The sequence below is a fragment of the Nitratireductor pacificus pht-3B genome (assembly GCF_000300335.1).
Taxonomy (GTDB): domain Bacteria; phylum Pseudomonadota; class Alphaproteobacteria; order Rhizobiales; family Rhizobiaceae; genus Nitratireductor; species Nitratireductor pacificus.
Window position 1 is genome coordinate 74350 of the sequence record NZ_AMRM01000005.1, and the last position, 26622, is coordinate 100971.

At 65.1% G+C, this 26622-nt stretch carries 24 protein-coding genes and 1 tRNA gene; 14 read left to right on the top strand and 11 right to left on the bottom strand.

Features of this window, described 5'->3' with window-relative positions; translation table 11 throughout:
- Nucleotide 1: 1 nt before the first annotated feature.
- Entirely contained in the window at nt 2-2344 is a 2343-nt protein-coding gene (locus NA2_RS05720; RefSeq protein WP_008595190.1) for a putative monovalent cation/H+ antiporter subunit A, read from the bottom strand.
- Nucleotides 2345-2569: 225 nt separating this feature from the next.
- Between NA2_RS05720 and msrB the strand changes: the two genes are divergently transcribed.
- Nucleotides 2570-2977, top strand: a complete 408-nt coding sequence (msrB, locus tag NA2_RS05725) for a peptide-methionine (R)-S-oxide reductase MsrB (RefSeq protein WP_008595193.1) — start codon at nt 2570-2572, stop codon at nt 2975-2977.
- Nucleotides 2978-2983: 6 nt separating this feature from the next.
- Here msrB and NA2_RS05730 read toward each other — a convergent pair whose 3' ends face one another.
- Nucleotides 2984-3346: an SH3 domain-containing protein gene (locus NA2_RS05730; RefSeq protein WP_008595195.1), complete on the bottom strand. Its 363-nt coding sequence runs from the start codon at nt 3344-3346 to the stop codon at nt 2984-2986.
- A 143-nt stretch (nt 3347-3489) separates the two neighbouring features.
- On the opposite strand from NA2_RS05730, the gene NA2_RS05735 reads away from it, so the two are divergent.
- The gene (locus tag NA2_RS05735; protein ID WP_008595197.1) at nt 3490-5598 is read left to right on the top strand and encodes a S9 family peptidase; all 2109 of its coding nucleotides are present in this window, start codon (nt 3490-3492) and stop codon (nt 5596-5598) included.
- Here NA2_RS05735 and NA2_RS05740 read toward each other — a convergent pair.
- From NA2_RS05740 to NA2_RS05755, 4 genes are all read right to left on the bottom strand, one after another.
- On the bottom strand, nt 5573-6499 hold the full coding sequence (locus tag NA2_RS05740; protein WP_008595199.1) for a c-type cytochrome: 927 nt from the start codon (nt 6497-6499) through the stop codon (nt 5573-5575). The two genes, NA2_RS05735 and NA2_RS05740, sit on opposite strands and share 26 nt — an antisense overlap.
- An 8-nt stretch (nt 6500-6507) precedes the next feature.
- Nucleotides 6508-6957 carry a c-type cytochrome gene (locus NA2_RS05745; protein ID WP_008595202.1) on the bottom strand — a complete coding sequence of 150 codons (450 nt, stop codon included), beginning with the start codon at nt 6955-6957 and terminating at the stop codon, nt 6508-6510.
- 181 nt (nt 6958-7138) lie between these two features.
- A complete protein-coding gene (locus NA2_RS05750) occupies nt 7139-7738 on the bottom strand; it encodes a superoxide dismutase (RefSeq protein ID WP_008595205.1) in 600 nt (199 codons plus the stop codon).
- A 116-nt stretch (nt 7739-7854) separates the two neighbouring features.
- Nucleotides 7855-8721: a branched-chain amino acid aminotransferase gene (locus NA2_RS05755; protein ID WP_008595207.1), complete on the bottom strand. Its 867-nt coding sequence runs from the start codon at nt 8719-8721 to the stop codon at nt 7855-7857.
- Between the two features lie 219 nt (nt 8722-8940).
- Here NA2_RS05755 and NA2_RS05760 point away from each other — a divergent pair, with 219 nt between their 5' ends.
- The gene (locus NA2_RS05760) at nt 8941-9597 is read left to right on the top strand and encodes a haloacid dehalogenase type II (RefSeq protein WP_008595210.1); all 657 of its coding nucleotides are present in this window, start codon (nt 8941-8943) and stop codon (nt 9595-9597) included.
- Between the two features lie 259 nt (nt 9598-9856).
- Complete coding sequence (locus NA2_RS05765; RefSeq protein ID WP_008595211.1) at nt 9857-10573, top strand: L,D-transpeptidase; 717 nt, start codon at nt 9857-9859, stop codon at nt 10571-10573.
- Nucleotides 10574-10727: 154 nt separating this feature from the next.
- Here the strand turns inward: NA2_RS05765 and NA2_RS05770 are convergent, their stop codons facing one another.
- Nucleotides 10728-12299 carry a helicase HerA-like C-terminal domain-containing protein gene (locus NA2_RS05770; protein WP_008595213.1) on the bottom strand — a complete coding sequence of 524 codons (1572 nt, stop codon included), beginning with the start codon at nt 12297-12299 and terminating at the stop codon, nt 10728-10730.
- A gap of 257 nt (nt 12300-12556) precedes the next feature.
- On the opposite strand from NA2_RS05770, the gene NA2_RS05775 reads away from it, so the two are divergent.
- From NA2_RS05775 to NA2_RS05795, 5 genes are all read left to right on the top strand, one after another.
- Nucleotides 12557-13999 (top strand): methylmalonyl-CoA mutase family protein, encoded by a 1443-nt coding sequence (locus NA2_RS05775; protein ID WP_008595215.1) that lies wholly within the window; start codon nt 12557-12559, stop codon nt 13997-13999.
- Nucleotides 13996-16122, top strand: a complete 2127-nt coding sequence (gene scpA, locus NA2_RS05780; protein WP_008595217.1) for a methylmalonyl-CoA mutase — start codon at nt 13996-13998, stop codon at nt 16120-16122. Before NA2_RS05775 ends, scpA begins: the two co-directional genes overlap by 4 nt.
- 109 nt (nt 16123-16231) lie before the next feature.
- The gene (locus NA2_RS05785) at nt 16232-16462 is read left to right on the top strand and encodes an AbrB/MazE/SpoVT family DNA-binding domain-containing protein (protein WP_008595219.1); all 231 of its coding nucleotides are present in this window, start codon (nt 16232-16234) and stop codon (nt 16460-16462) included.
- Nucleotides 16459-16839, top strand: a complete 381-nt coding sequence (locus tag NA2_RS05790; protein WP_008595222.1) for a type II toxin-antitoxin system death-on-curing family toxin — start codon at nt 16459-16461, stop codon at nt 16837-16839. The genes NA2_RS05785 and NA2_RS05790 overlap by 4 nt, the downstream gene beginning before the upstream one ends.
- A 51-nt stretch (nt 16840-16890) precedes the next feature.
- Nucleotides 16891-18261, top strand: coding sequence for a TIGR03808 family TAT-translocated repetitive protein (locus NA2_RS05795; protein WP_008595225.1), 1371 nt, complete (start codon nt 16891-16893; stop codon nt 18259-18261).
- 31 nt (nt 18262-18292) lie between these two features.
- On the opposite strand, the gene NA2_RS05800 is transcribed toward NA2_RS05795, so the two are convergent.
- The gene (locus tag NA2_RS05800) at nt 18293-19309 is read right to left on the bottom strand and encodes an asparaginase (RefSeq protein ID WP_008595227.1); all 1017 of its coding nucleotides are present in this window, start codon (nt 19307-19309) and stop codon (nt 18293-18295) included.
- 65 nt (nt 19310-19374) lie between these two features.
- Here NA2_RS05800 and NA2_RS05805 point away from each other — a divergent pair, with 65 nt between their 5' ends.
- Nucleotides 19375-20145 carry a DUF3750 domain-containing protein gene (locus NA2_RS05805; protein ID WP_008595230.1) on the top strand — a complete coding sequence of 257 codons (771 nt, stop codon included), beginning with the start codon at nt 19375-19377 and terminating at the stop codon, nt 20143-20145.
- Between the two features lie 12 nt (nt 20146-20157).
- Here NA2_RS05805 and NA2_RS05810 read toward each other — a convergent pair whose 3' ends face one another.
- Together NA2_RS05810 and NA2_RS22225 are read right to left on the bottom strand one after the other, a co-directional pair.
- Complete coding sequence (locus NA2_RS05810) at nt 20158-21324, bottom strand: acetyl-CoA acetyltransferase (RefSeq protein ID WP_008595231.1); 1167 nt, start codon at nt 21322-21324, stop codon at nt 20158-20160.
- Nucleotides 21321-21524, bottom strand: a complete 204-nt coding sequence (locus tag NA2_RS22225) for a hypothetical protein (RefSeq protein WP_210161288.1) — start codon at nt 21522-21524, stop codon at nt 21321-21323. Before NA2_RS22225 ends, NA2_RS05810 begins: the two co-directional genes overlap by 4 nt.
- Between NA2_RS22225 and betI the strand changes: the two genes are divergently transcribed.
- The 4 genes from betI to NA2_RS05830 all read left to right on the top strand — a co-directional run bounded on the left by betI (nt 21499) and on the right by NA2_RS05830 (nt 25519).
- Entirely contained in the window at nt 21499-22086 is a 588-nt protein-coding gene (gene betI / locus NA2_RS05815) for a transcriptional regulator BetI (RefSeq protein WP_008595234.1), read from the top strand. The two genes, NA2_RS22225 and betI, sit on opposite strands and share 26 nt — an antisense overlap.
- Nucleotides 22079-23731 carry a choline dehydrogenase gene (gene betA / locus NA2_RS05820; RefSeq protein WP_040676879.1) on the top strand — a complete coding sequence of 551 codons (1653 nt, stop codon included), beginning with the start codon at nt 22079-22081 and terminating at the stop codon, nt 23729-23731. Before betI ends, betA begins: the two co-directional genes overlap by 8 nt.
- Before the next feature lie 190 nt (nt 23732-23921).
- Nucleotides 23922-25385: a betaine-aldehyde dehydrogenase gene (betB, locus tag NA2_RS05825; RefSeq protein ID WP_008595238.1), complete on the top strand. Its 1464-nt coding sequence runs from the start codon at nt 23922-23924 to the stop codon at nt 25383-25385.
- A gap of 57 nt (nt 25386-25442) precedes the next feature.
- Nucleotides 25443-25519, top strand: a tRNA-Pro gene (locus tag NA2_RS05830).
- Between the two features lie 123 nt (nt 25520-25642).
- Here NA2_RS05830 and NA2_RS05835 read toward each other — a convergent pair.
- Nucleotides 25643-26392 carry a GGDEF domain-containing protein gene (locus NA2_RS05835; RefSeq protein WP_008595240.1) on the bottom strand — a complete coding sequence of 250 codons (750 nt, stop codon included), beginning with the start codon at nt 26390-26392 and terminating at the stop codon, nt 25643-25645.
- Nucleotides 26393-26622: the final 230 nt, after the last annotated feature.

Sequence of the window (26622 nt, forward strand, 5' to 3'; positions counted from 1 at the left end):
GTCAGCTCTCCTGCCCCGCTTTCGCAGGCTTGGCGCTGCGGATGCGCACCAGCGCCAGGATCGCCAGGCCGGTGATCATCACCACGGCGATCTCGCCCAGCGTGTCCATTCCGCGGAAGTCGACGATGATCACGTTGACGATGTTGCGCCCGTGGGCGATCACCCGCGAATTTGCGGCGAAGAATTCGCTCAGCTCCGCATTGAATGGAACCTGGGTCACGCGCAGCAGCATCAGGCCGAGCGCCGCGCCGCAGGTGCCGGCGACCAGCACGTCGCCGATCTTCTCCGAGGTGGGCCTGTGGTCCGTCGGCGAAAGGCGCAGCCGCGTCATCACAAGGGCCAGGATGACGACCGACAGCGTCTCGACCATGAACTGCGTGAAGGAGAGATCCGGCGCGCCAAGCAGCATGAACAGCAGGGCCACGGCGAAGCCCTGGATCCCAAGCGACACGATCGCCGTCAGCCGGTCGCGGGCATAGATCACCGCGCCCACACCGATCACGCCGATCAGAAGGACGATCCATTCGTAGAACGGCATGGCAGGGAACGCCGGCGCGGCGGGGAACTCGCCGAATGCGATCATCGGGATGAGCAATGCGGCGGCGAGCGCGATGAAGGTTGCCGTCATGTAGTAGTCGAGCCGGCCGCTCTGGATGATGCGGGTGACGCCGAACGACAGCTTCGTCGTCGCCGCCAGCGCCTGGTCGAAGCCCTTGTCCGGCCCCCAGCCGATGGCATTCAGAACACTGGCCATCACGCCGCGCAGGCGGCCGAGCATCCGGAAGGCGGCAACGCCGAAACCGACGGTGACCAGCGAAAGCGCGAGCGGCATTCCTATATGCGGCACGGTCGAGATCGTCACCGTCACCGGCTCCCCGGCGATCGCGCTCGACATCGGGCTGGAAATCAGCCGGTGGCTGACCGTCGAGATCAGCGCCGCGATCAGGCCCAGGCCGCCCAGGACGAGTGGCCCCAGCCACAGGAGAACCGGTCCCTCATGGGCGTGCTTGGGTGTTTCCACCGGCGCGCCAAGGAAAGGTTTCAGCGCCACGGCGAAACCGATGGCGAACATCAGTCCGTTGCCGACGATGGCGACGAGGGTCAGTGCCGCGCTCCAGCCACTCGCAAAGCCCAGGGCCGCGTAGATCTCCTCCTTGGCCAGGAAGCCGAAGAACAGCGGCAGCCCGCCCATCGAGCAGGCCGCGAGAACGGCGGCGGCAAAGGTGACCGGCATCGCGGAGCGCAATCCGCCGAGCCGCGTGACATCGCGGGTGCCGGTTTCATGATCGACCAGCCCGGCGACCATGAACAGCGCGCCCTTGAACAGCGAGTGGGCCACCAGATACAGCGCCGCCGCCTCGACCGCCTTGTGCGAGCCGAAACCGGTCAGCATCACGAGGAGACCGAGCGACGCGACCGTCGTATAGGCCAGCATCAGCTTGAGATCGGTCTGCCGTACCGCGAGGAACGTGCCGACGATCAGCGTCGTGCCACCGAAAACGGGCAGGATCGTCTCCCAGGCCACGGTCTCGCCGAGAACCGGGTTGAGCCGCATGACCAGATAGACGCCGGCCTTCACCATGGTCGCCGAATGGAGATAGGCGGAAACGGGCGTCGGCGCCTCCATCGCGTTGGGCAGCCAGAAATGGAACGGGAACTGCGCCGACTTGGTGAACGCGCCGCCGAGGATCAGGAGAAGCGCGGCCAGATAGAGCGGCGCCTCGCGCAGGGCATCGCCGGTCGCCAGCAGCGCCGAAAGCGAGCTTGCGCCCGTCGCCCCCCAGATCACGAGAAGGCCCGCGAGCAGCGAAAGGCCGCCCATGCCGGTCACGATCAGCGCCTGCAGCGCGGCCCGCCGCGAGCCGCTGCGCGAATGATCGAAGCCGATCAGCAGGAACGACGTGATCGACGTCAGTTCCCAGAACACGAACAGGGTCAGGAAGGAATCGGCGACGACGAGCCCGAGCATCGACCCCATGAACATGAGAATGAAGGAGAAGAAGCGCCCCTGATGCTCATGGCCGTTCAGATACCCGCCCGAATAAAGGACGATCAGCGTGCCGATGCCGGTGATCAGCAGCGCGAAGGTGACCGACAGACCATCGAGGTACCACGAGAAGTCGACATCGAGACTCGGGATCCAGGCATAACCGCCCGCCAGCGCCCGTCCTTCGGAAACGGGATCGAGAAACCCGCTGAAATGCAGAAACATCAAGGCCGGCGCGATCGCCAGCACCCAGGCGGCGTTGTGACGCAGAAGCTTGGTCAGGAAAGGCGCCAAGGCGGCGGCTGCGAATGGCAGCATCAGTGCGAGAAATGTCAGCCACTGGCTGTCAGCCGTCATGGACTCTCCTCAAGAGGTTGAGATGCTTCAGGACATCCTTCGTTTCATACGCGTGACATAGACGTTCACTTTGGGCGGAACAAGGTGCACACGCAACTGTTGCGCGCGGTGAATTGACGCCTTTTCACGAGAGAGTGACGGATGACAGCCGCTGACAAGCCCCGTCGCCGAGCCTACATTAGGCGGCGAAGACCATGGCCAACATACTGATATCCGGAGTCCCGCATGAGCCAGACAGCAGATCCGAAAGTGCACAAGACCGACGAGGAGTGGCGGGCCGCGCTGACCCCCGAGCAGTACCGCATCACCAGGGAGCACGGGACCGAACGCGCCTTCACCGGTCCGAACTGGGACAACAAGGAAGACGGCACCTATCGCTGTGTCTGCTGTGACAGGCCGTTGTTCTCATCGCAGACGAAGTTCGATTCCGGCACGGGCTGGCCGAGTTTCTATGCGCCGCTCGAAGAGGAAGCGGTCAGCGCCCACAAGGACCGCTCCTGGTTCATGAGCCGCACGGAAATCCGCTGCGCAGACTGCGATGCGCATCTGGGGCACGTGTTCCCCGACGGGCCGGCGCCGACGGGGCAGCGCTACTGCATGAACGGCCACGCCCTGCGCTTCGAGAAGGAGTGACCCGTCTCAGTCCGCCGGCGCGATGTACTTGCCGTAGACCCAGCCGGTGACGAAACCGCCGTCGCGCCTCGGGTCGTGCCACACCTCGCACCAGGAATAGCGGACGGCCTGCTTCTGCCGCCATTCCGGCTGCCGCGCGATGTCGAACAGATTGATGCCGCGCGTGCAGCGGCCGGTCATCTGCAGCACGGTGCCGTTGGGATAGGCGGTCTGCTTCTGTGAATGGCTGGCCGGGTATTTTCTCACGTTAAGCGTATCGCCCCACGACACGCCTTCCACCTGCCAGGCGGCAAACACCGTCGCCCGGGCTTCCCCGGCGACGAGCGGCAGCAGGAGCGCGGCAGCGAACAACGGGCTTGTTTTCATCATAATCCTGTCCTCCAACAGCGATATCCGAATGCAATTACCGTTTAACCATTGCCTCCGCCCGCTTGAACGGGACATGAAGGGCCTGTTCATCCAGCGCCTATCCTAAAACCGCTCTGCATGCAGATCATCAGGAAAGAACATCCATGCCGTCGAAAGCCTTCCCCTCAAACATCGCCGCGCCGCTGCCCGAGGCCCGTCCGGTCACCGACACGCGGCACGGCGTCGAGCGCTCGGACGAGTATGCATGGATGCGCGCGGACAACTGGCAGGAAGTGCTGCGGGATCCTTCGGTCCTGGACGGTGCGATCCGCACCCATCTCGAGGCCGAGAATGCCTATCAGGCCGAACTGATGCGCGACACGGAGGCTTTGCAGAAAGACCTGGCCGCCGAGATGCGCAGCCGCATCAAGGAGGACGAGACCTCCGTGCCCTCGCGCGACGGTCCCTATGCCTATGCGGGCGGCTTCCGCACCGGCGGCGAGTATCCCCGCTTTTTCCGTGTTCCCCGTGACGGCGGGGAAGAGGAGTTGCTGCTCGACGGCGACAGGGAGGCCGAGGGCAAGAGCTATTTCCGCCTTGGCGGAGCGGACCACTCGCCCGATCACAGTCAGTTGCTCTGGGGCCATGACGACATGGGCTCGGAGCTTTACACGCTGAGCATCCGTGATCTCGCCACCGGCAGGGATCTCGACGACACCGTCACGGAAACCGGCGGTTCAGGCGAATGGGATGCGAAGGGTCACGGCTTCTTCTACGCCAGGCTCGACGCCAATCACCGCCCCTCGAGCGTGTTCTACCATCCCGTCGGTGCCAATCCGGCGGAAGACCGCCTGATCTATGACGAGACTGATCCCGGCTTCTTCGTCAACGTTTCCGGCAGCCGGCTGCACGACTGGATATACGTGTCGGCGCACGACCACGAAACCTCCGAATGCCATGTCATCCCCGCCGGTGATCCTTCAGCCGCGCCCCGTCTCGTCGCCGCGCGCGAAGCGGGCCTGCAATATGAACTGGAGGAAGGCGGCGACGTCTTCTTCATTCTCACCAACGCCGATGATGCCAAGGATTTCAAGATCGTCAGCGCCCCGGTCGCCGATCCGGCCCGGGCCAACTGGAAGGATGTGGTGCCGCACGAGCCAGGCCGGCTGATCCTCTCGGTCATGGCCTTCGCCCGCTTCCTGGTGCGGCTCGAGCGCAAGGACGGGCTGCCGCGCATCATCGTGCGCGAACGCGCCTCCGGCGACGAGCACATGATCGCCTTCGACGAGGAGGCGTATTCGCTCGGCCTGCACGGATCTTATGAATACGAGACCGACACGCTGCGGTTCTCCTATTCGTCGATGACGACGCCGGAGCAGGTCTTCGACTACGACATGGGCACGCGCGAACGCACGCTGCTCAAGACCCAGGAGGTGCCGTCGGGCCACAATCCGGAAGATTACGTCACCCGCCGCCTGATGGCTCCCGCTCCCGATGGCGCGCTGGTGCCGATCTCGCTGGTGCACCGCCGTGGCCTGGCGCTCGACGGCTCGGCGCCCTGCCTGCTCTATGGCTACGGCGCCTATGGCATGGCCATGCCCGCCTCTTTCAACACCAATTGCCTGTCTCTGGTCGACCGCGGCTTCGTCTACGCCATCGCGCATATCCGCGGCGGCAAGGAAAAGGGCTATGCTTGGTACGAGGATGGAAAGCGGGAGAAGAAGGTCAACAGCTTCACCGATTTCATCGCCTGCGCCCGCCATCTGGTCGCCGAGGGCTATACTAGCCATGACCGCATCGTCGCCGAGGGTGGTTCGGCCGGCGGCATGCTGATGGGCGCGGTGGCCAATCTGGCGCCGGAGGCGTTCGGCGGCATCGTCGCGGCGGTGCCCTTCGTCGATGTGCTCAACACCATGCTCGACGACACGCTGCCGCTGACCCCGCCCGAATGGCCGGAATGGGGCAATCCCATCACCTCGAAGGAGGATTACGACACCATCGCCGCCTATTCGCCCTACGACAACGTCGCCGCGCATCCCTATCCGCCGATCCTGGCGCTCGCCGGACTGACCGACCCGCGCGTGACCTATTGGGAACCGGCGAAATGGGTGGCGCGGCTGCGCGCGCTCGGCGGAAGCGACAATCCCGTCCTGTTCAAGACCAATCTCGATGCGGGCCATGCCGGCGCGTCGGGCCGCTTCTCGCGGCTCGACGAAAAGGCGCTGACCTATGCCTTCGTGCTGAAAGTCACCGGGAAGCGGGATAGCCGTTAGGTCTGGCCGGCACGGATTTCAGATAGGCGGCGATCGCGTCGCGGTCGTCCTTGGAAAGCTCGGCCATGTTCTTCTGAACGGAGACCATGGCCCCGCCGACGGAATCGAAATCCGGCGTGAAGCCGCTTTCCAGATAATAGGCGATGTCGCTGGCTGACCAGGAGTCGAGACCGCCCTCGCCCGGAGTGATGTTGGGCACGACACCATCCCCTTCCGCGGCCACCGCGCCGGCCAGCCACTGGCCGTAGTCCTGACCGCCGGTGAAACTGCGCGGCGTGTGACACTCGCCGCAGTGCCCCGGCCCCTCCACCAGATACTGCCCGCGCTTTACAGGGTCGCTTGCATCGGTAGCGAGCGTGACGACAGGCTCCTCCTGCATGTAGAGCTGCTTCCAAAGGCCGATCCCGCGGCGCAACGTGAACGGAAACGACAGCTGGTGACCAAGTGCTGTGCCTTCGATGGCCGGCAGCGTCTTCATGAAGGCGAACAGGTCGCCGACATCCTGCGTCGTCATGCGCGCATAGGACGGATAGGGAAAGGCCGGATAGTAATGCTCGCCGCGCGGCGATACGCCATGCAGCATGGCGTTGGCGAAGTCCGCATCGCTCCATGCGCCTATGCCGTCCTCCGGATCGGACGAGATGTTGGGGGCGACGAATGTGCCGAATTCAGTCTTCAGTTCGAGACCACCGCCGAGAGCGAGGCGCTCCGCGCCATCGGAGCCCGGCTTCGCATGGCAGGAGGCGCAGCCACCCGCCCAGAAGATCTGCTCGCCACGCGCTGCGTCGGTCGTGTCCGGCAAAGCACCGGCTTCGATCGAGGCCGGCGCACTCAGGGTCCAGAAAACCACGCCGCCGCCCAGGAAGACGGCGAGCGTGGCGACGAGCAGTTTCTTCCGCATGGCGTCGTCTAGTTCTGCTGTACCCGGAAATTCTCGTGGCAGCTGCGGCAGTTGCCGAGCACCGGACCCACAGCGGCCTTGAAGGCGTCCAGATCGGCCGGCCCGTCCCGTCCGGCGGCGGCCACGGCCGCGGACGTATCGGCCATGTACTTGTCGAGCGCCGCCTGGAAGCCGGCCGCATCCTCCCAGATCTTCGGAGACGCGGTGGTGTCGCCTTCCTGCGACCCCTCGGGGAAGAAGCTGCCGAACGTCTTCGCACTCGCGTTCAGCGTCAGAAGCGCCGCCTTCGCGATCGCCGGATTGTAGGCGAGATCGCCCTTCATCATCGCGCCGGCAAGGCCCGCCGATGCGGCATTCGCATCCATCAACGCCTTGCGCGCGGCAACGGGTTCATCGGAGGCCGCAACGGCGGAGACCGACAAGCAGATCGCGGAAACAACGAGTGCAAGCTTCTTCATAGGAATCCTCTCCAGTGATTTCTCCCGACAATACCTGCATCAACAGCACGCGCTGATGAATATTCCTGCGCCCGCGTTCACGGTTTCGTGAGCCGGTACAGGCACAAAAAGGCCCGGGACGAACCCGGGCCTCCGATACAGAACCAGTCTGTCTTTATAGTGAAATCAGGCGATTGCCGCTTCAGGCAGCCTTTTCGTACATCTCCAGGACGTAGTCCCAGTTGATGAGGCTGTCGACGAAGGCTTCCAGGTATTTCGGACGCGCATTGCGGTAGTCGATGTAGTAGGAGTGCTCCCACACGTCCACGCCAAGGATCGGTGCGGCGCCGTGCACGAGCGGGTTCTCGCCGTTCGGCGTCTTCATGATCTCGAGCTTGCCGCCCTTGACCGCGAGCCATGCCCAGCCCGAGCCGAACTGCGTCGTGCCTGCATTGATGAAGTCGGCGCGGAACTTGTCGTAGCCGCCCAGATCGCTGTCGATGGCCTTGGCGAGAGCGCCCGGCAGGCTCTTGCCGCCGCCGCCCTTCTTCATCCACTTCCAGAAGTGCACGTGGTTGTAGTGCTGGGCCGCGTTGTTGAACAGGCCTGCATGCTTGCCGAAGGACTGCTTCACCACTTCCTCGAGCGACAAGCCGTCCATGCCTGCCTCGGCTGCCAGCTTGTTACCGTTGTCGACATAAGCCTTGTGGTGCTTGTCGTGATGGTATTCCAGCGTCTCCTTCGACATGTAGGGCTGCAGCGCCTCATAATCGTAAGGCAGATCAGGCAGTTCAAAAGCCATGGGGTAACTCCCTCGTACAGGTGGTTGAAAATCTACAGAAGGCAGATGGGGTCATGCCCGTGTGGTGACAATAGCCGCGCCGCCCCTTTGTTCCCGGAAAGACCTCACAATCGAGGTTATGAATGGGCCCATTCCCAATAAAGGTCGCGCGCCTTCTTGGCCACAGGTCCACTCTGGAAATCATTCTCCTCGACCCGGTTGACCGGCACGACCTTCGAATGATTTCCGGTGGAGAACACCTCGTCGGCGCCGAGGAAATCGGCAACGGAGAGCGTCTTCTCGACCACCTCCACGCCGGCTTCGCGCAGCAGCCCGATGATGCGGCTGCGTGTGATGCCGGACAGGAACGTTCCGTTCGGCGCCGGTGTGAAAACGACGCCGTCCTTGACCATGAAGATGTTGGAGCTGCCCGTCTCGGCGACATTGCCCAGCATGTCGAGGACCAGCGCGTTGTCGTAGCCGCGATTGCGCGCCTCGAGAATCGCGCGGCCATTGTTGGGATAGAGGCAGCCAGCCTTGGCGTTGGTCGGCGCGGTCTCCAGGCTCGGCCGGCGGAACGGCGAAACGGTGACCGAGAAACCGGACGGCGCGATCATCGGGGCCTCGTAGAGGCACAGGCAGAAGCGGGTCGATTCCGGGTCGGCCGGCACGCCCATGTAGCCGCCGTGCTCGCCCCAGTACATCGGGCGGATGTAGACGGCAGCATTGCCGTCGAACTTCTTCAGTCCGTCCTGCGTCAGGCCGACGATTTCATCCGCCGTCATGGTCGGATTCAGCCCGAGATTGGTCGCCGAGGCATTGATGCGGGCGGCGTGACGGTCGAGGTCCGGCGTCACGCCCTCGAACCAGCGCGCGCCGTCGAAAACGGTCGAGCCGAGCCACATGGCATGACTGCGCGACCCGACGAGCGGAACATTTCCCTCGTGCCAGTCGCCATCAACATAGTTCCACGTCGTCGACTGGACGCTGCTCAACACGGTCATGCTCTGCCTCTTCTTCCCTTCGATGTCCGCATCTGGCCGCGCAGTGGCCGCGCAGTGGCCGCGCAGTGGCCGCGAAACGTTAACGCATTGCTGCCATGCATCGAAATGACTTTGCGCGGTGGCGTCAATCGCTACCGTTCATCTATCGATGAGGCCAGGAGCCGTTCTTGACCGTCGCGCGGGTCTGCGGTCAAGTGCATTGTGGTATGGGGAGTGTTCATGCGACACGCAGCCTATGTATTCGATGCCTATGGCACGCTGTTCGACGTGCATGCGGCGGTGCGCCGGCATGCGGGCGAGATCGGGCCGCAGGGCCAGCTCTTCTCGGAACTCTGGCGCGCCAAACAGCTTGAATATTCCTGGGTCTCGACCCTCATGGGCCATTATGCCGACTTCTGGACGCTGACCGAACGCGGCCTGGATTTCGCCTTCGCGAAGATGCCGGGCGTCGACCGGCGCTTGCGGCAGCCCCTGCTCGACGCGTACTGGCAGCTGGATTGCTACGAGGAAGTGCCGGGTGTCCTGAAAGCGCTGAAAGCCAGCGGCGCCCGCCTCGCCATCCTGTCGAACGGGTCGCCGGCAATGCTCGAATCCGCGATCCGGTCCTCCGCGCTCGACACGGTTCTGGACGATGTCCTCTCCGTCGAAACCGTGCGCCGCTTCAAGACCGACCAATCCGTCTACGAAATGGTCACCAACGCCTGGCGCATCTATCCCGATGCCGTGTCGTTCCAGTCGTCGAATCGCTGGGACATCGCCGGCGCGCGGCGCTTCGGTTTCCACACGGTCTGGCTCAATCGCACCGGCCAGCCGGACGAGTACGAGGACTTTCCGCCCGACCTCATTCTGCCCTCGCTGAGCGGATTGGGTTCCTGATCGTCGCCATAGCGGGAAATGATGCAGTTATAACACAGTTGACCAATAACTTATATGTGGCATCCATTTTCCACCTTTCAGACACGGTTGGCCGGTCTATCAAACGCATGCCGATTAATTCGGTGCCAGGGAGGATCGTTGGGAGTTTTCCCTTCCCGGGAGAGGCCGGGCGCCATCGATCAGCGCACGGATTCACCCACCTGACAACGCTAGAGTAACGAAGAGACCGATGTCCAATTCCCCCAGTGCCGCAAAAGCGATGTCCCGTCGCACGTTTCTTTCCGCAAGCGCGGCGGGTGCCGCGTCGCTGACCCTGTCGGCCTGCGTCAGCTCGGCCGACAACAGGCCGTCCGTGGTCGAAAGCCGCGTGCCAGAGCCGCAGATCACCACCACCTCCAACATGTATGCGGCCGTTACGGATGCCGGCTTCGACATTCCCGAGGTGCCGATCCAGAAGATCAATCCCCGCTACTACCGCCAGGAAGTGGCGGACCCGACGGGCGAGCGCGCAGGAACGATCGTCGTCGATACGGCAAACCATTTCCTCTATCTCGTTCGCGGCAAGGGCCGTGCGCTGCGCTACGGCGTCGGCCTGGGCCGCGCCGGCTTCGAATGGGCCGGCCGCGCCGAGATCAAGTTCAAGCAGCAGTGGCCCCGCTGGTTCCCGCCGTCCGAGATGATCGACCGCCGGCCGGAACTCGAAAAATATCGCGCCGAGTACGACAAGGCCAACGACCAGTGGCTGGGCGGGATGCAGCCGGGCGTGGCAAATCCGCTCGGTGCACGCGCGCTCTACATCTTCCAGGACGGCAAGGACACGCTGTATCGCGTCCACGGATCGCCCGAATGGTGGACCATCGGCAAGTCCGTGTCGTCGGGCTGCGTGCGCATGATCAACCAGGACGTGATCGATCTCTACAACCGCGTGCCGGACGGCTCGCCGATCCTCGTGACCTCCGGCCTGCCCAGCGTCTAAGTCATTGACTGAACATCGGAGCGAAAGCCGGTTTCGGCCGCTCCACCAACAGTCTGGATCGCCGTGTGTCGGAAACGACGCACGGCGATCTTTCACTTGGGGGGTCGGACGGATCGTCTGTCCCTGACAACCGCGGCAGAAAAAATGCGGTCGCTCAGAACCCCTTCTTCAAGCTTCCCAGAATGCCGCGCACCAGGGCACGACCGAGCGAGGAGCCGACCGAGCGCACCACGGATTTCATCGCCGCCTCGGTCACCGTCTGCCGGTTCGATGTGCGGGTTCTGGGCCGTGTCGTTCTGCTTCGGCTCGTCCGGCGCGAAGTGCCATTGTCGCCGAAATCGGGCATCGACCAGCGTGAGCCGCGTTCGCCCTCCTCCTCCTGTTCTTCCCGTTCTTGCGCGGCGGCTTCCGCCTTGGCTTTCTCCTCCGCGCGCTTCTGCAGGATCTCGAAGGCCGACTCGCGGTCGATCTCCTTGTCATACTGGCCGGCGACCGGGCTCTCCTTCAACAGCGCGCCGCGCTCGGCTTCCGTGATCGGGCCGAGCCGCGATGCGGGAGGCCTGATCAGGGTGCGTTGGACCATGGATGGCACGCCCTTCGCCTCGAGGGTCGAGACGAGCGCCTCACCGACACCGAGCTGGGTGATCGCCTCGAAGCAATCGAAATCGGGATTGGGACGGAACGTGTCGGCGGCGGTCTTCACCGCCTTCTGCTCGCGCGGCGTGTAGGCGCGCAGCGCGTGCTGGATGCGGTTGCCGAGCTGGCTCAGCACGGTTTCGGGCACGTCGACGGGATTCTGCGTGACGAAATAGACGCCGACGCCCTTCGAGCGGATCAGGCGCACCACCTGCTCGACCCGGTCCACCAGGATCTTCGGCGCCTCGTCGAACAGCAGATGCGCCTCGTCGAAGAAGAAGACCAGCTTGGGCCGGTCTGGATCGCCGACCTCCGGCAGTTCCTCGAACAGTTCCGACAGAAGCCAGAGCAGGAACGTTGCGTAGAGGCGCGGATTCATCATCAGCTTGTCGGCGGCCAGCACGTTGATCGCGCCGCGGCCGTCGCGCGTCGTGCGCATGATGTCGGCGATGTTGAGCGCCGGCTCTCCGAAGAAGTGCTCGGCCCCCTGCTGTTCCAGCACCAGCAGCGTGCGCTGGATCGCGCCGACGGACTGCTTTGACACATTGCCGTATCGCGCGCCGATCTCGTCGGACCGCTCGGCGACGTGTGTCAGCAGCGCCTGCAGGTCCTTCATGTCAAGCAGCAGCAGCCCTTCCTCGTCGGCGATGCGGAAGGCGATGTTGAGCACGCCTTCCTGCGCCTCGGACAGGTTCATCAGCCGCGACAGCAGAAGCGGCCCCATTTCCGAGATGGTCGTGCGGATCGGGTGCCCTTTCTCACCGAACAGGTCCCAGAAGATGACCGGGAACTCCTGGAACTCGTAGGGATCGAGCTGAATGGTCTCCGCCCGCTTCGCGAGAAAGTCCTTCGCCTCGCCCATCATGGCGATACCGGAAAGGTCGCCCTTCACGTCGGCGCAGAAGACAGGCACGCCGGCGTTCGAGAAGCCCTCGGCGAGCACTTGCAGCGTCACCGTCTTGCCCGTGCCGGTTGCGCCTGTAACGAGGCCATGGCGATTTGCATATTTGAGCAGAAGTTCTTCGGCCTGCTGGTAGCTGTCGTCCGGGCGCCGGCTGGCGCCGAGGAATAGTCTGTCGTCCGCGGTCATCGAAAATCGCCTCGTTCTGTCCATGCCGCGCTGCGGCGCAATGACATCCGGTATAATCAGCCATTGGCAAAGTCTCAACGACGTTCTGCCGCCAGGGGCCGGCGCGTCATTCTTGCAACGCACAACGGCTATTCGGCCAACGGTGCATTGCGACCCGGCATCCAGCGTCATAAACTCGGTTTACTGTTGGATGTTGCTCAGGGCTGCGCATACACGCAATGGGTGTGCATGCGCCTCGAACTCGGCAAGCGGGAGGCATGATGGATCGCTCGATCCTTAAGAAGGTGGAGTTCCCACAGATCGACGAGGAGCGGTGGCGTGCCGTGGTGACCGACAGCCTCAAGGGCGAGGGCGACGCCGATTCCCTTGCCTGGCAGACCGACGACGGCATCTCCATGCAGCCCCTCTATCAGCGCACGCAGGGTGCCAGGCCGCTTTCGCGCGGCCGCGCCGCGCCCGGCTGGACGGCGGTCCAGCGCATCGACGATCCCGATCCCGCCCGCGCCAACCGGCAGGCGCGCGAGGACATCGCCCAGGGCGCCAAGGGCCTGTCGCTTGTGCTGGCCGGCGCGCCGAACGCGTTCGGCTTCGGCCTTCCTGCCACGCCCGAGGCGCTCGCCACGGCCCTGGAAGGCATCTCGCTGCACAACATGCATCTGCGCATGGATTCCAACCCCAGCAGCCGAGCCGCCGTCGACTGGCTGACGCAGCTCTTCACCGAGCGGCGCATCAACCCGGCGCGCATGACCTTATCCTTCGGCATCTCGCCCGCGGCCACCTTCGCCGGAACGGGCGCGTTGCGCATGTCGATCGAAGCGCTCGAAGCGTCGATGCCGCAGTCCTTCGCCGGGTTCTTCGCCATGGATCTGCCCGGCATCCTGCTGGAGGGCGACGGGCGCGTGTTCCACAATGCCGGCGCTTCCGAAGCGCAGGAACTCGGCATTATGCTCGCCTCCGCCGTGTCGCATCTGCGCATGTTCGAGCAGGCCCGCCAACCGCTCGTCTATGCCGCGCCGCATATCGGCTTCTCGCTGTCCGTCGATCAGGACCAGTTCCTGTCGGTCGCCAAGGTCCGTGCCTTGCGACGGCTCTGGGCGCGGGTCCAGGAAACCTGCTCCATCGAGCCGACGCCGGCGACGATCCACGCCGAAACCTCCTACCGGATGATGACGGCCAAGGATCCGGAGACGAACATCCTGAGGACGACCATCGCCGCCTTCGCGGCCGTGGTGGGCGGCGCGGACACGCTGTCCCTCCTGCCGCACACCGTGGTGCATGGCCTGCCCGATGCGACCGCGCGGCGGCTTGCCCGCAACACGCAGCTGATCCTTGCCGGCGAGAGCCATCTTGGCCTGGTGATGGACCCCGCCGCCGGCTCGGGCGGCATCGAGAAACTGACGGGCGCTCTGTGCGAGAAGGCCTGGGAGGAATTTCGCCGCATCGAGAGCGAAGGCGGCGTGCTGCGCAGCCTGATGGGCGGGCATATCCAGGAGCGCGTGCTGGCCATGCGCGAACGGCGGCAGGAGCATGTCAACGAGGGCGAGAAGACGATCATCGGCACGACGCTCTACCCGGCAGATCAGGAACGGCCGGTGACGACGCTCGCCGCGCAATCGCCATCGCTGGCGTTTGAAGCCGCCGTCAAGTGCCGGCCGCTTTTGGCGCAGCGGATTGATGAAGCCGCCGGAGGCAGTGCATGATCCCGGACTTTTCCAGCATCGACTGGTCGGTCCCCGCATCCTCATCCGCCGCCCCCTCCTCCGCTCCGGCGACGACACCGGAGGGCATCGAGATTCGCGCCGCCTATGGCGAGGACGATCTCAGGGGACTGCGTTTCCTCGACACCTATCCGGGGGCCGCGCCGTTCATCCGCGGCCCGTATCCGACCATGTATGTCCGCCAGCCATGGACGATCCGGCAGTATGCGGGCTTCTCCACGGCCGAGGAATCGAACGCCTTCTACCGGCGCAATCTGGCGGCAGGCCAGAAGGGCCTGTCGGTCGCCTTCGATCTCGCCACCCATCGCGGCTATGACAGCGATCATCCGCGCGTCGCCGGCGATGTCGGGATGGCCGGCGTCGCCATCGATTCCATCCTTGACATGCGCCAGCTCTTCGACGGCATCCCGCTCGACAGGATGAGCGTGTCCATGACCATGAACGGCGCGGTCCTGCCGATCATGGCGCTCTACATCGTCGCGGCGGAGGAACAGGGCGTCGCCCACAAGGACCTCGCGGGCACCATTCAGAACGACATTCTGAAGGAGTTCATGGTCCGCAACACCTACATCTACCCGCCCAAGCCGTCGATGCGGATCATTTCGGACATCTTCTCCTACACCGCGGAGCGCATGCCGAAGTTCAACTCCATCTCGATCTCCGGCTACCACATGCAGGAGGCGGGCGCGACGGCCGATCTGGAGCTCGCCTACACCATCGCCGACGGCATCGAATACGCGCGCGCCGGCATCGCCGCAGGCCTCGACATCGACCGCTTCGCACCGCGCCTGTCCTTCTTCTGGGCGATCGGCATGAACTTCTTCATGGAAGTCGCGAAGATGCGTGCCGCGCGCCTGCTCTGGGCTACCCTCATCAAGAAGAACTTTGCGCCGAAGAACGAGCGCTCCCTGTCGCTCAGGACCCATTGCCAGACCTCCGGCTGGTCGCTGACGGCGCAGGATCCCTATAACAACATCGTGCGCACCATGGTGGAGGCAATGGCCGCCACCCAGGGGCACACCCAGTCGCTGCACACCAACGCCTTCGACGAGGCGCTGGCGCTGCCGACCGACCATTCGGCGCGCATCGCCCGCAACACGCAGCTCGTCCTGCAGAAGGAGTCCGGCACCACGCGGCTGATCGACCCGTGGGGCGGTTCGGCCTTCGTCGAGCGGCTGACGCACGACCTCGCCAATCGCGCGCTGACCCATATCGAGGAAGTGGAAAGCCTCGGCGGCATGGCGGCGGCGATCGAGAAGGGCGTGCCGAAACTGCGCGTCGAGGAAGCTGCGGCGCGGACCCAGGCGCGCATCGATTCCGGCGAGCAGGTGCTGGTCGGCGTCAACAGCTACAAGCCCGAGGCGGATATCGAGGTCGATGTCCTCAAGGTCGACAACGCAGAGGTGCGCGCGCGCCAGCTCGCCAAGCTGCAGCAGCTCAAGGGCACGCGCGACGTGGCCGAAACCGAAAGCGCGCTGGCCGCCCTCACCCGTGCCGCCGAGGAGAACGGCAATTTGCTGGAGTTCGCCGTGCGGGCGGCACGCGCGAAAGCGACAGTGGGCGAGATCTCCTCCGCGCTGGAAAAGGTCTTTGGCCGCCATGTCGCAGATATCCGCACCATTTCGGGCGTCTATCGCAAGGAGGTGGGCGAACTCGCTTCGGTCGAGCGCACGCAGGACAAGGTCGAGCGGTTCCGCAAGAAGACCGGCTCCGCTCCCCGCATCCTGGTTGCCAAGATCGGACAGGACGGGCACGATCGCGGACAGAAGGTCATCGCCACCGCCTTCGGCGATCTCGGCTTCGAGGTCACCGTCGGCGCGATGTTCCAGACACCGGAGGAGGTGGCGGCGCTTGCCATCGAGAACGACGTTCACATCATCGGCGCCTCGTCGCTCGCGGCCGGACATCTGACGCTGATCCCCGAGCTCAAGGAAGCGCTCGAAAAGCGCGGTCACGGCGACATCCTGCTCGTCGCCGGCGGCGTCATCCCGCCGGACGATTTCGACGCGGTGCGCAAGGCCGGCGCGGCGGAGATATTCCCCCCCGGCACGGTCATTCCCGAAGCAGCGGAGAAGCTGCTCGACCGGTTGCTCGCGGAGAGCTGAGACGGGATCATCAAGGGAGTTCCAGCACCGCGGGATCATCCCGAGACCGGTTATCTTGCTCTTCGGCGCCGCATGTTATATCTTTTGTTATAACATGTGGAGCAAAGCCATGAACGTCACCATCCGCAAGATCGGCAATTCCGAGGGCGTCATCCTGCCGAAGGAGGTCCTGGAGCGGCATAATCTGCGTGCCGGCGATACGCTCAACCTGCTGGAAGACGGGCAGGAGCTGCGTCTTCGCCCGCCCGCGGACGATCCGGAAGAGTTCGAACGCAAGATGAAGATCGCCCGCGAGCGCATGAAGAAGTATGAAGCTGCGTATCGCGTACTCGCCAAGTGACCGAGTTCCATTCGCGCAGCTTTGTCGAAGCGCTTCACCTTGAGCAATTGCGCTTGCACGGCGGTGCCAGCGGCATCCGGGACGAGGGGGCGCTGGAATCCGCGCTGCACCGCCCGTTGCAGAAGCAAGCCTATGAAGAGCCCGATCTCTGCACGCTTGCGGCCGCGTATCTTTTCGGCATCGTGAAGAACCACCCTTTCGTGGACGGCAACAAGCGGACCGGGCTTGCCGCCGCCGACCTTTTCCTGATCTTCAATGGCCTGAGCATGGAAGCGGAGCAGGAAGAAGTGATCCAGCTTGTTCTGATGGTCGCCGCCGGTGAAATCGACGAGACGGGCGCGGCCGCCTTCTTCCGCGACCATACCGTTGCGCTGTAGGGCGGCATAAAACCTGCTTGATCACCGGAGAACAACGGGAGCTGTGCCAGAATGAACCGCCGCCACCTCCTCAAGGCCAGCGCGGGCTTTGCCGTCCTCGGCCTCGCCATGCCCCGCGCCTTTGCCGCCGGCAGAGCGGGCCTCGGCCTCGCCGCTGCGAGTGCCGTCAACGCGGGGGAGTTCGGCGTCGCGCCGAATGCGGGCAGCGACCAGACAGCGGCGTTGAAGGCGCTTCTGGACCGCGCCAGCGGCGAGGATCTGCCCGTCTTCCTGCCGCCCGGCCACTATGTGGTCGCCGGGCTCGACCTGCCCCGGCGCACCCGGCTTCTCGGCGTCCCGGGCGCCACACGGCTGATCCATGGCGGCAACGCCGCCTTCCTTTCCGGCCGTGACCTCGAGCTTCTCTCCCTTGAGGGCCTCGCCCTCGACGGCGTCCGTGTTCCGCTCGCAGGCGGCGCAAGGGCGCTGCTCGATGTCAGGGGCATCGCCGCGCTCGCCATCGACCGCTGCACCGTCACCGGCAGCGGCGGCAGCGGCATCGCCCTGGAACGCGCCGCCGGCCGCATCGAGCGCACCGGGATCGCGAACGTCGCCGAATACGGCCTCTACACGCTCGACGGGCGCGGCCTCGACATTTCCGGCAACCGGGTCGCCGACTGCGGCAATGGCGGCATCCTCGTGCATCGCAGCGCGCCCGGCGAGGACGGCACATCGGTTTCGGGCAACCGCATTGCCCGCATCCGCGCAGACCGCGGCGGCACTGGGCAGTATGGCAATGGCATCAATGCCTATCGCGCCGACAATGTCCGGGTGAGCGGCAACGAGATCAGCGATTGCGCCTTCTCCGCCATCCGCGGCAACAGCGCCGGCAACATCCGGGTCAGCGCCAACACCTGCCTGCGCTCGGGCGAAACGGCCATCTATGCCGAATTCGCCTTCCAGGGCGCCGTCATTGCCGACAACATCGTCGATGGCGGCGCGCATGGCATCTCCATGGCGAATTTCGACAAGGGCGGGCGCCTGTGCGTGTGCAGCGGCAACCTCATCCGCAACCTGTCGGCGCGCGGCCCCTATCCTTCACCGCTCGCAGGCTTCGGCGTCGGCATCAATGTCGAGGCGGACAGCGCCGTCACCGGCAATGTCATCGAAAATGTGCCCCTGTGCGGCATCCGCATGGGCTGGGGGCCGTTCCTGCGCAATGTCGCGGCGACCGGCAATGTCGTGCGCAAGGCGCCGGTCGGCGTCGTCGTTTCCGTCGTGGAAGGCTCGGGTTCGGCCGTCGTCAGCAACAATATCTTCGAGGATACGCCCGCCGGCGCTATCGTCGGCTATCGCTGGGCCGAAGCGGTCACCGGGGATCTGGCCGTTGCCGGCGGCGAGGCCATTCACCACCTGACCGTCGCAGGGAATCGCACGTCCTGACGGGCGCGCGTGGCGCCTACCCTGCCCTTCTTCAGCGCGGCAATGCCGACAACGCCTCGCTGGGGCGCAGGCCGCCAGCGTCGAAACCCAGCCGCGTGGTGATCGTCGGGCGCGCCATGGCGCGCAATTCCTGCGCCAGGGGATCGCCCTCCCCCAGCACGAGCGCCAAGACGGTGGCCACCATCACCTCCGACGCCCGGTCGGCGCCATCGTCGCATTTCAGCGCGATGCCCAGCCCAAGTTCGGGAATGGCCGCGCAGAAAACACCCTCCGCCCCCGTCTTGGTGAAGACCCGCCCCTTCCCCGCCGCCATCATCCGCGTGTCGGCCCGGCCGGTGCCGGCGACGTAGAAGGGTTCGGTCATGCAGGCGGAGAAGATGCGCCGTGCGGCGCGGCCACGCTCCGGCCCCAGTCCCGCACCCGTCGCGAGCCGGGCGAAGCCCAGCGCCAGGCTGCGCAGCGGCACGGCGTAGGTAGGGATCGAACAACCATCCGTGCCGCAGGAATCCACCGAATGGACCGCGCCCGTCACCACCTCCATCGCCTCGCGCACCGCGTCCTGCGCCGGATGCCCGAGCGCCACATAGCCGCGGTGATCGCGGTCCAGGTGCCTGCAGGTGCAGAGAAATCCAGCATGCTTGCCGGAGCAGTTGTTGTGCGCGGCGGTCGGTTGGTCGATGGCGCGCGCCTGCGCGACCGCGACATCCTGGCGGAACGACCAGTGCGCGCCACATTCCAGGTCGTCGACGGCAAGCCCCGCCTTGTCCAGCATCGCCGCCGCCAGTTGCACATGCTCCGGCTCTCCCGAATGCGACGCGCAGGCGAGCGCGATCTCCCGGTCGCCGAAACCATAGGCATCCGCCGCCCCGCTTTCGACCAGCGGCAGCGCCTGGATGGCCTTCACCGCCGAGCGGGGAAAGACCGGCTGGTCGATGTCGCCCCATCGGGCCATCACCGTGCCGTCCGCGTCCAGCACCGCCGCCGCGCCGCGATGGCGGCTCTCAACCACGGCGCCGCGCAACACTTCCACCAGAACAGGGTTGTTCATGTTTTCACCGTAATTGACTGGATTGTCTTTGAGGATGGGTTCCGGAACCAGATAAACTGATCCTCATGCGAAATTTCAAGCGGGCAATCGTTTTCCTGATCGTGGTTTTCATCCTGCCGTCGGCGGCTTCCGCCGGCTGGTGGGCGCTTCAGGATCGTCCCGGGTCGTGGTGGGATGCTGACTGGTCGGCCAGCGGGGTTCTCCCGGCGGCCATATCGGACGATGAAGCCGCCGTCTATGTCCTTGCCGCGCGCACCGGCGGCATGAAGGGCGCCCTCTCGGTGCATAGCTGGATCGTGACGAAGAAGGCCGGAGCATCCGGCTACGACCGTTACGACAAGGTGGGCTGGGGCCTTCCCGTCCGCCGCAACGCCTACGCCGCGGATGCGCGCTGGTATTCCAACACGCCGTTCATCGTCGCCATGGTCAGGGGCCCGGAGGCGGAACGCCTCATTCCCCGGGTCGAGGCGGCGATCGCCTCCTATCCGTTCTCCAGGCGCGGCGATTACGGTCTCTGGCCCGGGCCGAACTCCAATTCCTTCGCCGCCCATGTGCTGCGCGCCGTGCCGGAGCTGCATGCGGAGCTGCCGCCGACCGCCATCGGGCGTGACTACCGCCCCGGCATCATCGCCTTTGAACATTCGCCGAACTGGTCGGACATCCACCTGTCGCTCGGCGGGCTTGCCGGCTTTGCCGCGGGCCTCAATACCGGCATCGAACTGCACTTCCTCGGGCTGGTCGCGGGCATCGACCTGCTGCGGCCCGCGCTGAAGATACCGGGCTTCGGACGGCTTGAGCTCTGGAGCCCGGCGGACGCGTCGGCCGGATCGGTCTGACGCTGTCCGCGCCTACTTGATCCGCTCGAGGATCGACACGTAATTGGCGACGGCCGCGCCGCCCATGTTGAAGATGCCGCCGAGCCTTGCGCCGGGCACCTGGATGCCGCCGGCCTCGCCGGTCAGTTGCATCGCGGTCAGCGCATGCATGGAAACGCCGGTGGCGCCGATGGGATGCCCCTTCGCCTTCAGCCCGCCCGACGGGTTGACCGGCAGGCGGCCGTCCTTCTCGGTCTGCCCCTCGAGCGCGATGCTGGCTCCCTGCCCGCGCTTGGCCAGTCCCATCGCCTCGTATTCGATCAGCTCGGCGATGGTGAAGCAGTCATGCGTCTCCACGAAGGAGAGGTCGCCCAGCGTCACCCCGGCGCTCTTCAGCGCCCGCTCCCAGGCCTGCTCGCAGCCTTCAAAAAGAAGGATGTCGCGCTTCGACATGGGCAGGAAGTCCTGCACATGCTCATTGGCGCGGAAGGCGACGGCGCGGCGCATGGAGAGCGCGGTCTGCGTGTCGGCAAGGACGATCGCCGCCGCTCCGTCGGAAACCAGCGAACAGTCGGTGCGCTTCAGCGGACCGGCGACATAGGGATTGCGCTCGCTCTCCTGCCGGCAGAAATCATAGCCCAGATCCTTGCGCATCTGCGCATAGGGATTGTCGACGCCGTTCTTGTGGTTCTTGGCGGCGATGCGGGCCAGAGCGTCGGACTGGTCGCCATGTTTCTGGAAATAGGCGGCGGCGATCTTGCCGAAGACGCCGGCGAAGCCGGCGGGAATGTCGCCATCCTCGGGCAGGTAGGACGCCTTCAGGAGGTTTTTGCCGATCTCCGGTCCCGGCGTCGTCGTCATCTGCTCGGCGCCGACGACCAGCACCACGCGCGCCGATCTTGCGGCGATCGCGCGTGTGCCCTGCCGCACCGCCGCCGATCCCGTGGCGCAGGCGTTCTCAACGCGCGTTGCCGGTTTGAAGCGCAGGCGGGCGTCCGCCTGCAGCACCAGGCTGGCGGTGAAATCCTGCGCCGAGAAGCCCGCATTGAAATGACCGAGAACGATCTCGTCGACATCGTCGGGACCGATGCCCGCATGATCGAGCGCTTCGCGCGCCACCTTGACGATCAGCCCTTCCAGCGTCTCTTCAGCGAGCTTGCCGAAACTGGAATGAGCCCATCCGACGATGCATGCGGTCATTGTCTGTCTCCCGGCGCCTGCGGCCCTGCCGACCGCCCTGGGTTGATAGCATGGAAGGGACCATAGAGACGATCACGATATTGTTCAAGCATGAACGAAATGCACAGCGGCAGTGCGGATTCTCGTTCGCCATTTTTCTTGATTGACTCATCAATCAATAATAAAAACATCCCCATGCCCAGGATCGGAATGGAACCCATACGCCGCCGCGCGCTGATCGACGCGGCCATCAGCGCTGTCGGCGAGCGCGGCGCGCTCGACGTCACCATGTCCGACATTGCCGGGCGGGCCGGCGTCTCGACGGCGCTCGCCCATCACTATTTCGGCGGCAAGGACGACCTGCTCTTCGCCACCATGCGCCACGTGCTGGCTGCGCTGGGAGCCGAGGTCCGCCCCGCCATCGCGCCTCTTTCGGGAACCGAGCGCGTGCGGGCGCTGATCCGGGTCAATCTCTCGCCCGAGCAGTTCCGCCCCGAGATCATCGCGGCATGGCTCGCCTTCTATGTCGAGGCGCGGCGCAATGCGGCGCTCGGCCGGCTGTTCCGCATCTATGTGCGGCGGCTGAACAGCGACCTGATGAGCGGCCTCGGCTCTCTCGAAAGGATGGACGCCATCCGCACTGCGCAGGGGATCGCCGCGCTGATCGACGGGCTCTATCTGCGCCGCGCCCTGGGCGAGGGCGTTGCGGACGCGTCCGGCGCCGTCTCTCTGGTCGAGGATTATCTGGACATGGCGCTCGCGCGCGGTGGACGCGATGGCTGAGGCGGATTTCGTCGTCGTCGGGTCCGGCTCTGCCGGCTCGGCCCTCGCCTACCGTCTGTCGGAGGACGGAAAGCACTCCGTCATCGTCATCGAATATGGCGGCAGCGATTTCGGTCCCTTTATCCAGATGCCCGCCGCCCTCTCCTTCCCGATGAACATGGCGCGCTACGACTGGGGTTTTCAGAGCGAGCCGGAACCGCATCTGGGCGGACGGGTCCTTGCAACGCCGCGCGGCAAGGTGGTCGGCGGCTCCTCCTCCATCAACGGCATGGTCTATGTGCGCGGCCATGCCCGCGACTTCGACCACTGGGCCGAACAGGGTGCCGCCGGATGGGGCTATGCGGACGTTCTGCCCTATTTCAAGCGCATGGAAAACGCACCCGAGGGCGAGGCCGGCTGGCGCGGCACTGACGGGCCCCTGCATGTGCGGCGCGGGCCGCGCGACAATCCGCTCTACGCCGCCTTCATCGAGGCGGGCCGCCAGGCCGGTTTCGAACTGACGGCGGACTACAACGGCGAGAAGCAGGAAGGGTTCGGCGCGCTCGAACAGACCATTTATCGCGGCCGGCGCTGGTCTGCGGCCAACGCCTATCTGAAGCCGGCGCTGAAACGGCGGAACGTGAGTCTCGTCAATGGCTTCGCGCGGCGCGTTGTCATGGAGAATCAACGCGCCGTCGGTGTCGAGATCGAAACACGCGGAAAGGTCAGGACCATAAGGGCGCGGCGCGAGGTCGTCATCGCCGCCTCGGCCGTCAATTCGCCAAAACTCCTGATGCTGTCGGGCATTGGCCCGGCCGCGCATCTGCGCCACCATGGCATCGACGTGGTGGCCGACCGGCCCGGCGTCGGCGGCAATCTTCAGGACCATCTGGAACTCTACATCCAGCAGGAATCGATCGAGCCGATCACGCTCTACTCAAAACTCAATCTCTTCTCGAAGGCGCTGATCGGCGCCCAATGGCTGTTCCTCGGCAGCGGGCTCGGCACCTCCAACCATTTCGAGGCGGGCGCGTTCCTGCGTTCCGCCGCCGGGGTCGACTATCCCGACATCCAGTATCACTTCCTTCCGGTCGCCATCCGCTATGACGGCAAGGCCGCTGCCAGGGGCCACGGCTTTCAGGCGCATGTCGGGCCGATGCGCTCCAGATCACGCGGCACGGTGCGCCTTGCCGGCCCCGATCCCCGGACCAGTCCAGAAATCCGTTTCAACTACATGTCGCACCCGGACGACTGGCGCGACTTCCGCCACTGCATCCGCCTCACCCGCGAGATTTTCGCGCAAGCGGCCTTCGATCCCTATCGCGGCCGCGAGATCGCGCCGGGGACCAGCGTACAGTCGGACGAAGCACTCGACGATTTCATCCGGGCGCATGCCGAAAGCGCCTATCACCCCTGCGGCACCTGCCGCATGGGCGCGGCGAACGACCCGGCGAGCGTGGTGGACGAGAAGTGCCGGGTGATCGGCCTCGAGGGCCTCAGGGTCGCCGATTCGTCGATCTTCCCGCGCATCACCAACGGCAACCTCAACGCCCCCTCGATCATGGTCGGCGAGAAGGCCGCCGACCACATTCTGGACAAGACGCCCCTCAGCCCGTCAAATCAGCAGCCCTGGATCAACCCGCGCTGGCGGGAAGCGGACCGGTGATGCGAGACGGGATTGGCTATGGCGCTCGCCCCTCACCCTTACCCTCTCCCCGCAGGCGGGGAGAGGGAGACTTGAACCTAGCGGCCATCTTCCTTCTCCCCGCTTGCGGGGAGAAGGTGCCGGCAGGCGGATGAGGGGCAGGCGCCAACGCCCGTCATCGTCCAACAATGAACACTGAAGCGGAGCAACCATGCGCGCGCAACCCAAGGCATCCCATTACATCAACGGCCGCTACGTCGAGGACGAACGGGGCGCGGCGATCGACGTGCTCTACCCCGCCACCGGCGAACTGATCGCCCGCGTCCATTCGGCGACCGAGAACATCGTGGCGCTGGCCGTCGAGGCGGCGCGCGCCGCGCAGCCAGCCTGGGCGCGCCTTAAACCCGTCGAGCGCGGCCGCATCCTGCGCCGGGCCGCGGACCTGATCCGCGACCGCAACGAGGACCTTGCCCGGCTCGAGACCCTCAACACCGGCAAGGCGCTGCAGGAAACGCTGGTGGCCGACGCCCCATCCGCCGCCGACGCGCTGGAATTTCTCGGCGGTGCGGTGGCCGGCTTCGGCGGCGATCAGGTCGATCTCGGCCAGTCCTTCGGCTATACGCGGCGCGAGGCGCTCGGCGTGTGCGTCGGCATCGGCGCCTGGAACTACCCGATCCAGATCGCCGGCTGGAAGTCGGCCCCGGCGCTCGCCATGGGAAACGCCATGGTCTTCAAGCCCTCGGAACTGACGCCGCTTTCTGCGCTGAAGCTCGCCGAGATTTTTACGGAGGCCGGCCTGCCGGACGGGCTGTTCAACGTCGTCCAGGGGCTCGGCGCGGTCGGCGCGGCGCTGGTCGCGCATCCCTCGGTCGCCAAGGTCTCGCTCACCGGCTCGGTCGACACGGGCAGGAAGGTCCAGGCGCTCGCCGGAGGGCACATGAAGCAGGCGACGATGGAACTCGGCGGCAAGTCGCCGCTGATCGTCTTCAACGACGCGGATGTGGAAAACGCCGTCGGCGGCGCCATGCTCGGCAATTTCTACTCGACGGGGCAGGTCTGTTCGAACGGCACCCGCGTCTTCGTCCAGAAGGGCATTCACGACCGCTTCCTCGACCGCCTGACCGAGCGCACCAAGGCGATTCGCCTTGGCAACCCGCTCGATCCCGAAACCCATCTCGGCCCGCTGATCAGCCGCGCCCAGCACGACCGGGTGATGCACTACATCGAGATCGGCAGGAATGAGGGCGCGACGCTGCATCTGGGCGGCGACGCGCCACGGCTGCAGGGTTTTGAGGACGGGTTCTACGTCTCGCCGACCATCTTCACCGGCGTCCGCGACGACATGCGCATCGCCCGCGAGGAGATTTTCGGACCGGTGATGAGCATTCTGGCTTTCGAGGAAGAGGATGAAGTCGTTACGCGGGCCAACGACACGCCCTTCGGCCTCGCCGCCGGCGTCTTCACGCGCGATCTCGCGCGCGGCCATCGGGTGATCGCGGCGCTGTCGGCAGGCACCTGCTGGATCAACGCCTACAACCTCACGCCGGTCGAGCTTCCCTTCGGCGGCGTCAAGCAATCGGGCATAGGCCGGGAGAACGCGCTTGCCGCGCTTTCCCACTACTCGCAGCTCAAATCCGTCTATGTGGAAATGGGCGACGTCGAAAGCCCCTATTGATGACGGTTTCATCTTGCAGAGAACCGGCGTGGCCGCTATAAGCCCGCGGTCTGGTCACGGAGTGTAGCGCAGCCTGGTAGCGCACCTCGTTCGGGACGAGGGGGTCGCAGGTTCGAATCCTGCCACTCCGACCAGTTTCCTCCCGGCAATTTCCTTCTGCGTTTTGCGTTTTCCCTTTTGGGAAGACGGTTTCATCGATCGCCCAGATCGTCCTTCCCACATCCGAATTGACGCACGGCGATTCGAGGCCGGTCAGCCTATGCCACGACCTCGTGCGGCAGGGTGTGGACCACCCGGTCCCGGCCGGCCTTCTTGGCCTTGTAGAGAAGCGAATCGGCCTCCTTCAGCAGATCGTCCAGCGACTGGGACACACGATGCAAAGACAGGCCGATGCTGACGGTCGTGGTGATTCCTCCCCGGTCGGTGCCACGCGCCACCAGACGGCAGTTCAGCCAGATGCGTTCCGAAACGCGCCGCGCCGTCGGCAGGTCGGCGCCCGGCATGAAAATGGCGAATTCCTCGCCGCCAACGCGCGCTGCGATGTCCGTCTCCCGCACGCTGGCGCGGATCGCCTCGGCGACAAGCACCAGGACGCGGTCTCCCTCGGCATGGCCGAACTGGTCGTTTATCTGCTTGAAGTGATCGATGTCTACGAACAGAACCGCCCCGGCGGATCCGTCCGTACGGTCGATCTCATCCTGTGCCGCCTGCATGAAATCACGGCGGTTGCGCAGGCCGGTCAGGAAGTCGGTGGTCGCCGCCTTGTCCAGTTCCGCCGCCAGGCGCGCAACCGTCGCCGTCTTGCTCAGGAAGACATAGCTCGTCGGATAGGCAACCAGAACGGTAATGATCGCCGTCAGGACAATGTCGAGCGCGAGGCGGTCGGAGAAGAAGATCGCGTAGAAGAACAGCGTCAGAAGATCGGCGGAGGCGACCGCGAAAGCGGTCACGATGAGCGCCTGCGCCCAGAGGCGAAGCTTGTAGAACCGATCAAATAACGCCCGCATCTTGCCCCATCGCCATCGCCTTACCGAGACCCATTCATACTTCCGCTACGTAAAGATGCCGTTACCCGTGCCGATCGGGCCTTGTGGCGGCTGTGGAAGGCTGCCGCGGCTGTCTTTTCGGCCGATGCCCAATCGACCGTTCAGATCACCATCCGTGCATCAGAATGGACGCGCACTATCCAGGGTCAGGACCTAGGCGTTGAAAGCCGGACGCCGATATGTGATTGGGG